The organism is Kineosporia babensis, assembly GCF_021129305.1.
GTDB lineage: Bacteria > Actinomycetota > Actinomycetes > Actinomycetales > Kineosporiaceae > Kineosporia > Kineosporia babensis.
Genome location: NZ_JAJOMB010000017.1, coordinates 176740 through 191728 on the forward strand (window position 1 = coordinate 176740; position 14989 = coordinate 191728).

The window sequence follows — 14989 nt, forward strand, 5'->3', positions numbered from 1 at the left end:
ACCTGGGTGGGTTCCGCCAGACCGCCGGTTTCGTCGCACCACGGGCACCACCGCACACAGGTTCCGTCACACCGCAGGTTCCACCGCACCGCAGGTTTCGCCCGCACCACAGGTTCCGTCATACCGCAGGTTTCGCCCGCACCGCAGGTTCCACCACACCATGTGACTTTGGTTCGCTCTAAAGCGTTTTCTCGGCAGCGAAGGATGGCGGGCCCCGAGCACCAGGAACCAGGAACCAGGAACCAGGAACCAGGAACCAGGAACCAGGAACCAGCGTGTGGCATCCAGCAGCCGCTGCGTAGTCGGTGCACCCGGGCCCGGGCGGTCACCTCGACGGCCGACGGCCTGCTGGACACTGGCCGGGCGCGTGGCAATACCAGGATTCCGGCCAGGCTGGCGATCCCACCGAGAGGCGCCGGAAGCGCCCAACGGCCCGCGGCGCGATGCGCCAGCGGGCCGTTGGTGGCGTTAGGTCGCGTTCGGAAGCCCGCGCCTACTGCGGGGCACCCAGGCGATCGCCTGGAGGCAATTTCCGAACACTCCCCAGAGCGAGATCAGGCCGGGTTGGTGGTGACCACGAGCTCGACCGGGATGTTGTTGCGGGTGGCGTTGGAGTAGGGGCAGACCTGGTGGGCGGTCTCGGTGACGGCCTGGGCGGTGGCCTGGTCCATCGCCGGGAAGTTGACCCGGAGCACGACCTCGAGGGCGAAGCCACCCTGGCCGTTGGAGCCGATGCCGACCTCGGCGGTGACCGAGGAGCCGGTGGCGTCGGCCTTCTGCTTACCGGCCACCAGGCGGGCGGCGCCGTGGAAGCAGGCGGCGTAGCCGGCGGCGAAGAGCTGCTCGGGGTTGGTCTTCTCGCCGCCCGGGCCACCCATCTCCTTCGGGACGGCCAGGTCGATGTCGATCACGCCGTCGGTGGACTTGGCGTGGCCACCCCGGCCGTCACCAGTAGCGGTAGCAACAGCGGTGTAAACAGCGGCCATGACAACTGCCTCCAAGAAATCGGACCGATCGTTCTGTCGTGTTGTACTTTCGCGCACCACCCGTTCGCCTGTCAAGACGGAACGATCGGTCCGATAGAGTGGGGGTATGGCAACGAGCGAGGCGGTCAGCACCGGGTCGGTCAGACCCTCGAAGGCACGCGAGCGCCTGCTGAGAACCGCCTCGGCCCTCTTCTACTCCGAAGGCATCCACGAGGTAGGTGTCGACCGGATCCTCGGCGAGGCTGAGGTCACCCGCTCCACCTTCTACCGGCATTTCCCCGGTAAGGAGGATCTGGTGCTGAGCTACATCCGGGCGATGGACTCGGCGGTGCGCAGCCACGTGGAGGCAGCGGTGGCGGGCGGTGCCGATCTGAGCATCCCGTCGATCGGCGTAGAGGTCGGAGCGGCCTCGGTCGTTGCCGGCGACGAGATGGGGGCTCGATCCGGCGAGGCAGGAGCCAGGTCCAGCGCGACGGAAGTTGGATCCAGCCTCAGGAAAGCAGGATCTGGCGGGACAAAAGCAGGGTCCGGTGGAGGGAACGCAGGATTCAGCGAGGCGGAGGAAGCTGGGTCCGGCGAGGCCGAGGCTCGGGTCGAGGCTGCCGGAGCCCAGGCCGAGGCGAGCACTGACGGCGCGGCCCAGCCTGGTTTCGGGGAGGAAACCCAGCCCAGTTCCACCAGCGAGCCCCAACCCGGTTCCAGGGACCAGACCCAGCCAGGTTTCGTGCGTCCGGCTCAGCCCGGTTCCGAGGCTGCGGCCGGAGGTGGGAACAAGGCTTCTCGTTCGCTGATCGAGGCGCTGATCGACGAGCACACCGAGCGGATCTGCCAGCCGGGCTTCCGGGGATGCGCGTTCATCAACGCCGCGGCCGAGTACCCCTCTGCTGATTCCCCGGTCCGCCAGGCCATCGAGGAGCACCGGTCCTGGATGCTCGCCACGGCCACCGACGCGTTCCGGCGGGCCGGGCACCCGGCTCCGGATCGGGCCGGGCGCCGGTTCATGCTGCTGCGCGACGGCGCGATGATCTCCGGGTACCTGCACGATCCGGAGGCGGCCCGGGCCACGCTGCGCGAGGGTGTAGAGGATCTGCTCACCAGCGGCCGGTCGAGTTCGTGATGTCTCGGGGTTTTGCCACAATCCACAGCACAGGCCGGTAGGGCACAACTCATGGGAGTCACGGTGGGCGAGCGGAGCGAGGTGGTCCTCGACCGCACGCGTCGCCTGCTCACCTTCCTGGCCGCCGCCGCCCGGGAGCTGACCGTCCGCCCGGTGCGCGACGTCCTCAAGCACGAAAGCTCAGGTGGGCCGGGCGCCCTGCTGCCCACCGACGTCCCCCGGCACCCGAAGGTCCGGTTCCGGGGCGCCGAGGCCGAGGACCGGGACGACTGGCTCGAGGTGCGTAAGGTCCCGCTGCCCGGCGAGCCGCCCGAAGTCCCCGCTGACCTGGCCGGATACGTCTCCACCGATGTCCGTCCGCCGATCCTGACCGCAGACGCAGGCCCAGCGCCCGAGGTGCAGCAGGCCTTCCAAGAGTGGCTGGAGCACACCTGGCAGCCCTGGGCGGAGTCGGCCGGCGCCGGTCATCGGGCTCGTCAGCTCTACGAACGGCTGTTCGCCCTGCAACTGGAGGCCGAGCGTCAGCAGAGCACGCACGAGCTGGTCTGGGGGCACAGCGTGCTCTCCTGGGACGTGGCGCTGGAGCAGATCCGCCACCCACTGCTGATCACCGGCGCGCGGATCGAGCTGGACGCGGCCACCGGGGCCCTGCGCGTGCTGCCGGACGGCCCGCCCGAACTGGAGCTGGCCGCGCTGGAGGGCCTTGACCTGCCGGTGCTGGCCGAGCTGAACCGGCTCACCGAGCTCGGCGATTTCGACGTCTGGGATCAGGAAGCCCGAAAGGCCCTGCACGACAAGCTGCTTGCGCCGCTGCATCTGGACGCGACGGTGCTCGAGGGGCCGAACATCCCTGCGCCCGGCCCGGTTCCGGTGATCAGCGACACGTGGGTGCTGTTCCTGCGGCGTCGCCCTACCCGGCACGAGCGCTTCTACCTGCAACTGGCCGAGCGGCTGCGTGAGGACTCGGTGCTGCCCCAGGGCCTGGCCTCGGTGGTGGCCGACGAGGACGAGCTGCAGGTGGCGCAGGCCGAGCTGGAGCAACTGCCCGACGGAGCCGCGTGGCAGCCGATCGGCGAGCGCCTGCTGATGCCGCTGCCGGCCAATGCCGAGCAGGAGCGGATCGCCCGGCAGCTGGCCCGCGAGCGCGGGGTCACCGTGCAGGGCCCGCCCGGCACCGGCAAGAGCCACACGATCGCGAACCTGGTCAGTCATCTGCTCGCGCACGGCAAGCGGGTGCTGGTCACCGCGCAGAACGAGCAGGCGCTGACCGTGCTGCGCGAGAAGATCCCTGAGGAGCTGCGGGACCTGTCGATCGCGGTGCTGGGTTCCTCGAGCGAGTCGATGGAGCAGCTGCGCGGATCGGCGCACGCGGTGCAGGACATTGCCGCGCAGATCGATGTCGAGACCGAGACCAAGGCGATCGGGCAGCTGGAAGCCGAGCTCGACCGGGTCCGGGGCAACCTGCACGGCGTTGAGCAGGCCGTTCTGGAGGCGCTGCGCACCGAGGACGCGGAGTGGGAGCTGCCGGCCGGGCCACAGAAGGCGCCCCAGGTCGCGCAGTGGCTCACCGAGAACGAGGCCACGCTCGGCCTGATCCCGGACGAGCTGGCCCTGGATGCCGTGCTGCCGTTGTCCGAGGTGGAGCTGGCGCGGCTGTTCGAGCTGAGCGAGCGGATCACCCCGGCCGATGCCCAGGCCCTGGGCGTCCGGCGCCCGCGCACCGATCTGCCCACGCCGGCCCAGCTGGTCGCGCAGACCGGCAAGCTGGACGAGTTGCGGCAGGACGTGGCCGATCTGGAGCAGTCCGGGGTGGCCCTGCCGGCACTGGACCAGCTCGGGCCGCAGGAGCTGGCCGACCTCAGGGCAGCGGTGCACGAGGCGGCGATCCATCTGGCCGGGCTGGAGGCGCCCTGGCTGCTCAAGATCCGTTCCGACATCAGGGGTTCGCAGGCCTCCGCCCGGTCGTGGACGGTGCAGGCGGAGCAACTCAGCACGAGCACCACCCGGGCTGCCGAGTTGCAGGCCAGGCTCTTCGGGCACGAGGTTCAGCTGCCACCGGGCGATCCGCATCAGCAGCGTCAGGTCCTGACCGACCTGGGGCAGAGATTCGCTGCGGGTAAAGGGCTTCCGCGATTCGGCGGCGGCGATCTTAAGCAGTTGCAGGCCCAGGCGCTGATCGACGGCCGGGCGCTGCGCACGGCCGAAGACACCGAACTGGCGCTGACCTGGCTGAACCTCAACGAGGCGCGCTCGGCCGCGCAGCGGATGCTGGCCCAGTTGCCACTGCTGGAGCCCCTCGAAGAGACCGCCGACTTCGTGCACCGGGCCACGATGCTCACCGAGCAGCTCGATCTGGCCCTGACCTGGGAGTCCCAGGAGCTGCCGGCCCTGCTGAACCGCACGCGTCCGCTGGTACCGCACCTGGGGCCCGACCTGACCGCCGCCGACCTGCAGGTTCTGGGCCGGCTGCTGGCCGCCACCGGCGCCCGGCAGGAAGAACGCAAGGTCACCGCTGAGCTCAAGGCCCTGTCCGACGAACTGCGCGAGGGCCCGGACGAGCCGCTGGGGAATGCCCTGCGCACCGCCCTCGAGCACCGCGACTGGGCCGCCTGGGGTGTCACCCTCGACGAGATCGGGAGACTGGCCGGGCTGGAACCGGTCGCCGCCGAGCAGCACGAACTGACCGATCGGCTGGCCGCCGTGGCCCCGGGCTGGGCCGCCGCGATCGTGTCCACCAGCGCTGATCCGGAACTGGCGGGCACCGCCGCCCGGGCGCCGCAGATCTGGCACTGGCGGATCACCGCGACCTGGCTGGACGAGCTGCTGCGGGCCGGTGACCTGGCTCATCTGCAGGCTCAGGTGATCACCCTGCAGCAGCAGGAACAGGCTCTGGTGCTGCAACGGGCCCGGCGCGGGGCCGCGCTGGGGCTGAAGCACAACCTGCGGGAGAAGAACCGGCGGGCGCTGGCCTCCTGGCTGCGGGCGCTGGGCAAACGCGGCAAGGGCACGGGCAAGTACGCCCCGCACTGGGAGAGCGAGGCCCGGCGGTTCATGCCCAGCGCGATGGGCGCGGTGCCGGTCTGGATCATGCCCGTGCACCGGGTGATCGAGAACTTCGACCCGCTGGTCACCGAGCCGTTCGACGTGGTGATCGTGGACGAGTCCAGCCAGTGCGACCTGCTCTCGGTCGGGGTGCTGGCGCTGGGCGCGAAGGCGGTCGTGGTCGGGGACGACCAGCAGACCAGCCCGGCCGCGGTCGGGGTGAACATCGAGCGGATCATCCAGCTGCAGAACTCGCACCTGAGCGGGGTCGAGGCCAAGAGCCTGCTCACCGTGGACCAGAGCCTCTACGCGCTGGCCGAGCTGATCTTCCCGAGCACGATCCTGCTGCGCGAGCACTTCCGCTGCGTGCCCGAGATCATCGAGTTCTCCAACCGCTACTACGACGGCGACATCCTGCCGTTGCGCGAGCCGGTAGTGGCCGGCATCGGCGCCCCGCTGCGGCTGATCCGGGTGGAGGACGGCGCCACCAGCGGCACCACCGACAAGGTCAACCGGGCCGAGGCCCAGGCCCTGGTCGAGCAGGTCCTGGCCTGCCATCGGGACCGGGCCTACGCCGGAATGACGTTCGGCGTGGTCACCCTGCAGGGCTCGGCCCAGGGCCCGCTGATCGAGAACCTGCTGCGAGAGCGGCTCGGGCCCGAGGCTTTTGCCGAGCGTCGGCTGAGAGTGGGCAATCCACCGGCCTTCCAGGGCGACGAGCGCAACGTGGTCTTCGTCAGCGTGGTGGCGGCCGACGCCACCTGGGCCGCCACCAAGAACGCGGACAAGCAGCGGATCAACGTGGCCGCCTCGCGGGCGCAGGATCAGCTGTGGGTGTTCCACACGGTCGAGCCCGGCCGGCTGCACAAGGACGATCAGCGCCGGGCCCTGCTGGAGTACCTGCGCGACGCCGCCCTGAAGCCGCCGACCAGCGAGGACCAGGAAGAACGCTGCGAGTCGGAGTTCGAGCTGGCGCTGCTGCGGGAACTGCGACGGGCCGGGTACGAGGTGCAGGTGCAGCACCAGGTCGGCCGTTACCGGATCGACCTGGTGGTGGTCGGGCAGTCGGCCCGACTGGCGATCGAGTGCGACGGCGATCGTTACTCCGGCGCGGAGCACTGGGAGGACGGCATCCGGCGCCAGCGCCAGCTGGAACGGCTGGGCTGGACCTTCTGGCGGATCCGGGCCTCGGAGTTCTACCGGGAGCGGGCCGAGACGGTGGGCACGTTGTTCGAGCGGCTCGAGAAACACGGGGTGCTGCCCAAGCCAATGTGGGACGTTGTGCGCACCGCGGTCCCGGCAGCTGCGGTTACGCCGTTGGTCGAGGAATCGTTGGTCGCCGAGGTCTCCCTCGAAGAGTCAGTGGTCGAGCTACCCGAGGACGAGGACCCCGCCGACGTGCTGTTTTAGTTCTCCTGGTTCCAGGTCATCCCGGCCCAGGGGTTGTAGTCGGCCAGAAGTTCTTCCTGCGGCGGGCGTTCGGCCTCGGGAACGTGCTGCAGATTGATCCGGATCCGGTACCAGAGCGAACTACGTCCCCGCATGCCGTCGACCAGTACGTCCACCGGCTCCAGTTTCGCGGCGACATCTGGATATTTCGCCTTCCACACCTCGAGCCATTCCAGCGCCTCGGGTTTGGTCTTGGTCTTGGCGATCTCGATCAGCGGCATGGTCGACTGCCGGCGGCCCACCCCCTTCGGCGGCTTCTCGGCCGGACCCAACTCCTTGGCCAGCGCCAGCAGCGCATCCAGCGTGCCCGGCTGCTCCCCGATGCCTTCCCACGGATCCCCCTGCTCGGTGTAACGCCTGGTCACCGTGGCCAGCGTGAGCTCTTCCATCCGGCAGTGGGCCACCTCGTCCCAGCGCAGTGGGGTCGAAACCCGAGCATCCGCAACCGCTCTGACCGACCAGGCCGAGGCGATCGTCCGGTCCTTGGCGTTCTGGTTGAAGTCCACGAAGACCTGCGAACCGCGCTCCTCCTTCCACCAGCGGGCGGTGGCCAGTTCCGGCACCCGGTTCTCCACCTCGCGGGCGACGGTCTCCGCGGCCAGCCGAAGATCCTTGTACGGACGCGTCGGGTCCACTCGCGCGTAGATGTGAAAGCCGCGTGATCCGGAGGTTTTCGGCCAGCCGACCAGCCCGTGCTCGGCCAGCACCTGCCGGGCCACGAACGCCACCTCAACTATCTGGGCCCACTCCACGCCGGGCATCGGGTCCAGGTCGATCCGCAGTTCGTCGGGCTTGTCGAGATCTTCGGCGAGCACCGGATGCGGGTTCAGGTCGATGCAGCCGAGGTTGACGATCCAGGCCAGACCGGCGGCGTCCCGAATCACCGCCTCCTCGGCCGAGCGGCCCGAGGCGTATTTCAGCTCGGCGACCTCTACGAACGAGGGACGATTGCTGGGCGCCCGCTTCTGGAAGAACGCTTCCTCGTCGATCCCTTTGACGAAGCGCTTGAGCACCATCGGCCGGCCGCTGACTCCACGCAGCGCACCTTCGGCCACCGCTAGGTAGTACTGCACCAGATCGAGCTTGGTGACTCCGACCCCGCCGGCCGGATGCCCGGCCTCGGGAAAGACCATCTTGTCCGGATGCGTCACCGTGACCTCGTGCCCGGCGACCTCGAGAACCGTGCCCTGCGCCTTCGCCATCTGGCCAGGCTAAGCCGGGGTAGGAGAACCGGCAGGAGGAACGCGCGGGTTGGGGAGTCCGCCCATGCCGAGATGGCGGAGGCAACGAGGTGCGCTTGGCCCACAGTTCCCACCATCACCCTCCGAGCGACTTCGATCACCATGAGCCATAACCCAAAGGCGCACTTCCGCTATCTATGTGTTTATGCTGATCGCGTTACGGATTTACCGTACCTGAGCCGACTATTACCAAACAGAGCAGCTAAAGCAGGTTTCACTCCGGCGGCGGATGCATGCGGACGGCGAAAGCTCCTACCGTCCGGACATGCCCACTCTCCTGGATGTGCTGCCGCGCAACGTCGCGGCCGAGCGTGCCCGCCGCGGGTGGCTCCAGAAAGATCTTGCGAAAGAGCTTGGCTGGGGCGGAACCAAGGTGTCCGAACTGGAGACCGGGGCACGCCGGGTTCAGGTCGACGAACTCGGTCCGCTGTGCCGGGCTCTCGGTGTGCCGCTGTGGAAGCTGGCCGAGGGTACGGATGCCGAGGAACTCGAAGCCCTTGGCCTGACGCCCCCTCACTAAACCCTCACACCAGCGAAAGTCGCTGCGCCGCCACCCGCACGGTGACCTGCTGGCCCCAGCCGACCGTCAGCCGGTCAGCCTCCAGCCCGTCGCCGAACACCACCAGGTCTCCCTCGGCGACCAGCGGCAGTTCCTCGGAAGCGGCCAGCCGACCCTGGGTCTGGCTGGTTCCGGTGAACGGTGAGGGCCAGGCTTCGCGCACGAACCAGGCCAGGCTCTCGTCCAGAGGGCCCGGCAACTCTGGAGCGTCGGTTCGTTCCCGGGCCAGCGAAGCGCACCAGCCGGTCGAACCGGTGCCGGTCCCGACCAGGATCCCCGAGGAAGACTGCCGTTCTCCCCGGATCCGATAGCGGGCGGACTGGTGGCCCGCGTCGCCGATGTACAGCTCGTTGAGGGCCCGCAGCGTCTGGCCGTCGTCCAGCAAAGCCTCCACCATCGTCCTCTGCTCGAAGGCGCTGGACCCGATACCGGCCAGCAACCCACCCACAGCTGCGGCCGAATGCCGAACCAGAACACCCGGATTCACCCCCGGCTCCGGATCAACGCCGAGCACCGGCTGCCCGTTCACATACTTGGCCACGTTCGCCACCAGACCGTCCTGACCGACGGCAACCACAACGTCCTCTGGCTCGAACCGCAGCCGAGGCAGATCCGCCCGCTCCAGCGAAGCACGCCGCCAGCCACCCGGAATCCCGTTCTCCACCAGGCGTAATGCCTCGTGCAGGGCATCGTGCCGAGCCTGCACTGCACCCAGATCGCGGCCGCGCGAGCGCAGGAAGAACTCGGCCTGGCCCCGGGTGCTGTGCCGCTCCAGCAGCAGGTCCAGCTCGCTGCGGCGATGCACTAGAACCGCGCGGGGAGCAATCATCGGGACAGGGCCGTCAGTGCGCTGGTGACCGCGTCCGGCGTGATGGTCAGGCTGCCGACCTGGGGCAGATTCTTGGCCGCCTCCCGAGCCGCCAGCGCCAGCAGCACGGCTTGGTCCATGTCGGCGTAGATCGCCATCCGCGCCGCCTCGGTCTCCGCGTCCGCCGCCCCGACCAGACGCGTGCTCTCCGCCCGGGCATCGGCCAGCAGCCGAGTTTGCTCCGCCTTCGCCTCGGTCTCGATCCGCCCCGCCGCGGCCGCCTCCGTCGCCCGACGCCGCTCATTCGCCCCGCGCCGGCTGACCAGCTGCTCTTCCCGCGCGGCGAGCTCGATCTGGGACTGCAACTCGTTCTCGCTGATCGCCCGCTCCCGTTCCACCGCCAGCGCGCGACGTTCGTACGTAGCCTTGTCCGCCTCCTGCTGCACCTGCTCACGTGCGGGGGTCTGCAGCGCCCGCTCCACGTCGGCCTCTGGACGTAGAGCGATCACCCGTACGTCCACCACTTCAACGCCCGTAGCGCTCAGCCGCTCATCGCTGCTCAGTCCCGTGGCCATCCGCTCCCGCACTGCGGCCAGCCCGGCCGTAAGCGCCTGGTGCAACGTGAAACCGGTGAGCAGATCCAGCGCGTGCTGCTGAGCAGCCTCAGTGAGCATCTGGGCGATCTGTTCCAGGGGACGTCCGCGCCAGGTTCCCTTCTTAGGGTCCAGTCCGAAGTCCAGCCGGCGGGCGGCCAGGTCCGGGTCGGCCATCCGGTAGGCCACGGTGGCCTGCACGCTCACGTCCTGGAAGTCGGCGGTGCGGGCGTGGAACAGCAGGCCGAGCTCGCGGTCGTCGATCGGCACCTCGCTCAGCGCGGCGCTGAGCGGGCGGAACCAGAAGGCCTGGCCGGGGCCGGAGTGCACGGTCCGGCCCCGGCGCACGTGCACCAGGTGATCGGTGGTGGCGCTACGGACGTGCCAGACCAGGGGGTAACGACGAATCTCGGCCATGATCAATCCCTTCACCGTTTATCGTCACTTTGACGAGTTCTGGTGAGGGTGACGCTAGCCCGGAGCTTTGTTATCGTCAACCGGACGAAAGACCGTCACTCGAAAGGGACCCATCGCCGTGTCCGGCACCGAGACCTATGACCCGTCCAAATACCCGCCGATCGCGGTGACGGTGGACATCGTCCTGCTCACGATCATTCAGGACAGCCTGGCGGCGCTGCTGATCCGGCGGGGCGCGGAGCCGTTCAAGGACAGCTACGCCCTGCCCGGCGGCTTCGTGCAGCCCGACGAGACGCTGGCCGCAGCGGCCGCGCGCGAGCTGGAGGAAGAGACCGGCGCCCGGGGCATGCACCTGGAGCAGCTGGGCACCTACGGCGACCCGGGCCGCGACCCGCGGATGCGCGTGGTCAGCGTGGCCTACCTGGCGCTGATCCCGAACCCGCCCGAGGTGGTCGGCGGCAGCGACGCCACGTCGGCCGAATGGTCTCCGGTGGCCTCGTTCCTGGACAGCACCCTGCCCGAGACTCCCTCGCTGCTGGCCTTCGACCACAGCCGGATCCTGCGCGACGGCGTGGACCGGGCCCGGGGCAAGCTGGAGTACACCGGCCTGGCCACGGCCTTCTGTCCGGACGAGTTCACCGTGGGCGAGCTGCGCCGGGTGTACGAGATCGTCTGGGGCGTGGACCTCGACGCCCGCAACTTCCACCGCAAGGTGACCGGCACGCTGGGTTTCCTGGAGCCGACCGGCGAGATGACCACCCGCGGCGGCGGCCGCCCGGCCCAGCTGTTCCGGCAGGGCCCCACCCAGAGCCTGAACCCGCCGATCCTGCGGCCCAGCCCCACGGTGATCTGACCGGGCGAGGCCTTGGACCCTGGCCGTGACGATCTGCGAACGGTTCGACAAAGAACCTGCTAACGGGAGCGTAGAACACCTGCTAACGGTAGTTTTAGCCTCGTGAGCAGCTATGACGCCAGAATAGTCGATCTTGAGCTTGATGAGCTCCTCCCTGGACTGGCGGCCATCAGCCTCGATGGCCCCAAAGGTGTCGGCAAAACGGCCACCGCCCAGCAACGAGCGGTCACCACCTTCGCTCTGGACGATGCGGCGCAGCGCGAACTGCTCCTGGCCGACCCCAGGCGCCTGGCATCGGCCAGGACGCCGGTGCTTCTGGACGAGTGGCAACGACTGCCCGAAGCTTGGGACCTGGTACGGCGCGAGGTCGACCGCAACCCGGAGGCGGCCCGATTCCTGCTCACCGGCAGCGCTTCTCCTGTGGATGCTCCGACACACTCGGGCGCCGGCCGGATCGTCAGGCTCCGGATGCACCCGATGACGCTCGCGGAGCGACGCCTGGCGAAACCGACCGTGAGTCTGCGCGACCTACTCGAGAATCCCCAGGCCCAGATCGACGGGCATACCGAGATCGGGTTGCGGCAGTATGCCGAGGAGATCGTCGCCTCCGGGTTCCCCGGTATCCGCAGTCTGCCGGCCCGGGCCCGCCGGGCTCAGTTGGACGGTTACATCAACGGCATCGTGGAACACGACTTCGCCGAGCAGGGTGTGAAGGTGCGCAGGCCGCAGAGTCTGCGGGCCTGGCTCAGCGCCTATGCCGCCGCTACCTCAACATCAGCTTCGTACAACGCCATCCTGGATGCGGCTACCGCTGGGGAGTCGTCCAAACCGGCCAAGACCACCACCATGGTCTACCGCGACACGTTGTCACAGCTGTGGCTGCTGGAACCGCTGGCCGGTTGGCTGCCGACGACGAACGCCTTCACCCGGATGGCCCAAGCTCCGAAGCATCACCTGACTGACCCGGCGCTGGCCGCCCGACTACTCGGCCTCGACGTACCTGCGCTGCTGAACAACCGGACGACACCCACCGTCCGAGGTGACGGCTCCTTCCTCGGCGCTCTCTTCGAGTCGCTGATCGCCCTGCAGATAAGGGTTTTCAGTCAGGTCGCCGAGGCTCACCCATATCATCTGCGCACCCGTAACGGCGACCACGAGGTCGACTTCATCGTCCAGCGCCCCGATCAGCGGATCCTGGCGATCGAGGTGAAGCTCGGGGCGAGTGTCGGCGAATCCGATGTCCGGCACCTGAAGTGGTTACGGGCTCAACTGGGCGAGGAGCTGATCACGGCGGCGGTGGTGAACACCGGGCCCCACGCATACCGTCGGCCGGACGGTATCGCCGTGATCCCGGCCGCCCTGCTCGGCCCTTAGATGCGGGTCTGTTTCAGCGTGAGCTGTCACCGGCCGTCCGAACCGAGCACAGGCGTACGGTCGAAGGTATGAGTGATGCCATCTCGATCACCGGCCTGGTGAAGAACTTCGGCAGCACCCGGGCCCTGGACGGGCTCGATCTGACCGTCCACACCGGTGAGGTGCACGGTTTCCTCGGGCCGAACGGCGCGGGCAAGTCGACCACGCTGCGCGTACTGCTCGGTCTGCTCAACTACGACGGCGGCACGGTGCGGCTGCTCGGCGAAGATCCGCACCGCAACCCGGCCGAGCTGCACCGGCGTCTGGCGTATGTGCCCGGTGACGTGACGCTTTGGCCGAATCTGTCCGGCGGGGAGGTGATCGATCTGCTCGGCGAGCTGCGCGGCGGACTGCACCGCAAGCGCCGCGACGAGCTGATCGAGCGGTTCGAGCTGGACCCGACCAAGAAGGGCCGGGCCTACTCCAAGGGCAACCGGCAGAAGGTGGCGCTGGTGGCGGCGTTCGCCTCGCAGGCCGAGCTGCTTCTGCTGGACGAGCCCACGTCCGGCCTGGATCCCCTGATGGAGAACGTGTTTCGGGAGTGCGTGGCCGAGTCGCAGAGCACCGTGCTGCTGTCCAGCCACATCCTCAGCGAGGTGGAGCAGCTGTGCCAACGGGTCAGTATCGTGCGGGCCGGGCGCACCGTGGACTCGGGCTCGCTGGACGAGATGCGCCAGCTCACCAGCACTACGATCGAGGCCGAACTGGATCGCGAACCCGCTGATCTCAACGACCTTTCCGGCGTTCACCAGGCCACGGTCGAGAGCGGGGACCCGGTGCGGGTGCGCTGCGAGGTCGCGCCGGAGGCCTTTGCCGAGGTGATGCGCCGGCTGAGCGCGGCGGGCACGCGCAGCCTGATCAGCCGTAAACCCACGCTGGAAGAGCTTTTCCTGCAGCACTACCGGCACGAGGAAGTGTCCTGATGTGGGCGCTGATGAAGTTCGCCCTGCGCAAGGACCGGGTCAAGCTGAGCATCTGGCTGATCATTCTGGGTCTGGTCCCGGCCGGGATCGCGGCCTCGTTCGCCGACATCTACCCCGACCGGGCCTCGCGGGTACCGTTCGCGCAGGACATCCAGGCCAACGCCGGGTTGCTGGCGACCACCGGCCCGGCCCAGGATCTGCTCACCATCGGCGGGCTGACCACCTGGCGGGCGATGGGCACGACCTGCACCTTCACCGCGATCATGAGTTTCCTGCTGGTGCTGCGGCACACCCGCGCCGACGAAGAGTCGGGGCGGCTGGAACTGCTGCGCTCGGCCCCGATCAACGCATCCGCTCCCCTGCGGGCGGCGCTGCTCACGGCGGTGGTCGCGAACCTGGTGCTGGCCGGGCTGATTGCGCTGGGCCTGATCGTGGTGGGTCTGCCGCCGGGCGGCTCGGCCGGGTTCGGGCTGGCGGTGGGGCTGACCGGTCTGGTGTTCGCCGGGCTGGGTGCGGTGGCGGCGCAGCTCACCGAGGTCACCCGGGCCGCCACCGCGATCGCGAGTGCGGTTCTGGCGACGGCCTACCTGCTGCGGGCGATCGGCGATTCGACCGAAACTGCCTGGATCTCGTGGCTCTCACCGCTCGGCTGGGCTCAGCGCATGCGTCCGTTCGGTGGTGATCAGGTCGAATTATGGACGCCTCTGCTCCCGGTCGGCGCAACCGTCGCCCTGTCGGTGGTTGCGTTCCGGCTCGTGGCCCGCCGGGACTTCGGCTCCGGGATCGTGGCCGCCCGGCCCGGACCGGCCCAAGGGCGTCTGAACTCGTCGTTCGCCCTGGCCTGGCGGCTGCAGCGCGGCCCGTTGCTGGGCTGGGTGGTCGGGTTCGCCGTGCTCGGGACGACCGTCGGGTTCCTGGCCGACAGCGTGCAGGGCCTGGTCGAGGACTCGGCCCAGCTGGCGGACGTGCTGGAGGCCCTGGGTGGCGGGGATTCGGTGGTGGATTCGTACCTCGGCACGGTGTTCGCCATCTGCGGGGTGCTGGCCGGGGCCTATGCGGTGTCGGCCCTGCTGCGGCTGAGCGCGGAGGAGTCCGAGGGCCGGGCCGAGATGCTGCTGGCCACCCCGGTCAGCCGGCTGAACTGGGCGCTCGGGCACCTGGCGGTGGTGATCGCCGGCAGTGCGCTGCTGATGCTGGTCGGTGGCCTGTTCACCGGCGTCACCTTCGGCCTGGTCAGCGGTGATCTGGCGGGGCAGGTGCCAGGTGCGGTACTGGCCGCGCTCAGCCAGGTGTTCGCGGTCTGGGTGCTGGCCGGGCTGACTGTGCTGATCTTCGGGTTCCGGCCCCGGGCCGGCCTGCTGGCGTGGCTGGCGGTCGGCCTGACCGCCGTGGTGGAACTGCTCGGCCCGGCGCTGAAGTTGCCGCAGGCCGTGCTCGACATCAGCCCCTTCACGCACCTGCCCGAGCTTCCCGGTGCCGGCCTCACCGTCGTCCCCTGGTTGTGGCTCTTCGCCCTTACTGCTGTCCTGACCGCGGCCGGGCTCATCGCCCTTAACCGGCGGGATCTGCATTAGCAGCGGTGCGAGAC

At 69.1% G+C, this 14989-nt stretch carries 11 protein-coding genes and 1 pseudogene; 8 read left to right on the forward strand and 4 right to left on the reverse strand.

Annotation, left to right across the window (positions count from 1 at the left end):
• Positions 1–554: 554 nt before the first annotated feature.
• Positions 555–986, reverse strand: coding sequence for an organic hydroperoxide resistance protein (locus LR394_RS27510; protein ID WP_231447380.1), 432 nt, complete (start codon positions 984–986; stop codon positions 555–557).
• 106 nt (positions 987–1092) lie between these two features.
• Here LR394_RS27510 and LR394_RS27515 point away from each other — a divergent pair, with 106 nt between their 5' ends.
• Together LR394_RS27515 and LR394_RS42115 are read left to right on the forward strand one after the other, a co-directional pair.
• Entirely contained in the window at positions 1093–2103 is a 1011-nt protein-coding gene (locus tag LR394_RS27515) for a TetR/AcrR family transcriptional regulator (RefSeq protein WP_231447382.1), read from the forward strand.
• A 63-nt stretch (positions 2104–2166) separates the two neighbouring features.
• Positions 2167–6555, forward strand: a complete 4389-nt coding sequence (locus LR394_RS42115) for an AAA domain-containing protein (protein ID WP_331283108.1) — start codon at positions 2167–2169, stop codon at positions 6553–6555.
• On the opposite strand, the gene ligD is transcribed toward LR394_RS42115, so the two are convergent.
• Positions 6552–7796, reverse strand: coding sequence for a non-homologous end-joining DNA ligase (gene ligD, locus LR394_RS27530; protein WP_231447384.1), 1245 nt, complete (start codon positions 7794–7796; stop codon positions 6552–6554). The genes LR394_RS42115 and ligD overlap by 4 nt on opposite strands.
• A gap of 304 nt (positions 7797–8100) precedes the next feature.
• On the opposite strand from ligD, the gene LR394_RS27535 reads away from it, so the two are divergent.
• Complete coding sequence (locus LR394_RS27535) at positions 8101–8355, forward strand: helix-turn-helix domain-containing protein (protein ID WP_231447385.1); 255 nt, start codon at positions 8101–8103, stop codon at positions 8353–8355.
• 4 nt (positions 8356–8359) lie between these two features.
• Here the strand turns inward: LR394_RS27535 and LR394_RS27540 are convergent, their stop codons facing one another.
• Both LR394_RS27540 and LR394_RS27545 read right to left on the reverse strand, forming a co-directional pair.
• Complete coding sequence (locus LR394_RS27540; protein ID WP_231447387.1) at positions 8360–9223, reverse strand: diacylglycerol kinase catalytic domain-containing protein; 864 nt, start codon at positions 9221–9223, stop codon at positions 8360–8362.
• The gene (locus LR394_RS27545) at positions 9220–10212 is read right to left on the reverse strand and encodes an SPFH domain-containing protein (RefSeq protein ID WP_231447390.1); all 993 of its coding nucleotides are present in this window, start codon (positions 10210–10212) and stop codon (positions 9220–9222) included. Before LR394_RS27545 ends, LR394_RS27540 begins: the two co-directional genes overlap by 4 nt.
• Before the next feature lie 118 nt (positions 10213–10330).
• On the opposite strand from LR394_RS27545, the gene LR394_RS27550 reads away from it, so the two are divergent.
• The 5 genes and pseudogenes from LR394_RS27550 to LR394_RS27565 all read left to right on the forward strand — a co-directional run bounded on the left by LR394_RS27550 (position 10331) and on the right by LR394_RS27565 (position 14975).
• Positions 10331–11065, forward strand: a complete 735-nt coding sequence (locus LR394_RS27550) for an NUDIX hydrolase (RefSeq protein ID WP_231447392.1) — start codon at positions 10331–10333, stop codon at positions 11063–11065.
• Positions 11066–11167: 102 nt separating this feature from the next.
• The gene (locus tag LR394_RS27555) at positions 11168–12439 is read left to right on the forward strand and encodes an ATP-binding protein (RefSeq protein ID WP_231447393.1); all 1272 of its coding nucleotides are present in this window, start codon (positions 11168–11170) and stop codon (positions 12437–12439) included.
• Positions 12440–12579: 140 nt separating this feature from the next.
• Positions 12580–12924: pseudogene (locus LR394_RS43740) on the forward strand (ATP-binding cassette domain-containing protein); the annotation flags it as partial.
• A gap of 6 nt (positions 12925–12930) precedes the next feature.
• Entirely contained in the window at positions 12931–13401 is a 471-nt protein-coding gene (locus tag LR394_RS43745) for an ATP-binding cassette domain-containing protein (protein WP_407937139.1), read from the forward strand.
• Positions 13401–14975 (forward strand): ABC transporter permease, encoded by a 1575-nt coding sequence (locus tag LR394_RS27565; protein ID WP_231447396.1) that lies wholly within the window; start codon positions 13401–13403, stop codon positions 14973–14975. The genes LR394_RS43745 and LR394_RS27565 overlap by 1 nt, the downstream gene beginning before the upstream one ends.
• Positions 14976–14989 lie beyond the last annotated feature (14 nt).

Bases quoted from the DNA above. Each gene is read 5' to 3' on its own strand.
- LR394_RS27510 (WP_231447380.1), bottom strand. From the start codon at position 986: ATGGCCGCTGTTTACACCGCTGTTGCTACCGCTACTGGTGACGGCCGG.
- LR394_RS27515 (WP_231447382.1), top strand. From the start codon at position 1,093: ATGGCAACGAGCGAGGCGGTCAGCACCGGGTCGGTCAGACCCTCGAAG.
- ligD (WP_231447384.1), bottom strand. From the start codon at position 7,796: ATGGCGAAGGCGCAGGGCACGGTTCTCGAGGTCGCCGGGCACGAGGTC.
- LR394_RS27535 (WP_231447385.1), top strand. From the start codon at position 8,101: ATGCCCACTCTCCTGGATGTGCTGCCGCGCAACGTCGCGGCCGAGCGT.
- LR394_RS27540 (WP_231447387.1), bottom strand. From the start codon at position 9,223: ATGATTGCTCCCCGCGCGGTTCTAGTGCATCGCCGCAGCGAGCTGGAC.
- LR394_RS27545 (WP_231447390.1), bottom strand. From the start codon at position 10,212: ATGGCCGAGATTCGTCGTTACCCCCTGGTCTGGCACGTCCGTAGCGCC.
- LR394_RS27565 (WP_231447396.1), top strand. From the start codon at position 13,401: ATGTGGGCGCTGATGAAGTTCGCCCTGCGCAAGGACCGGGTCAAGCTG.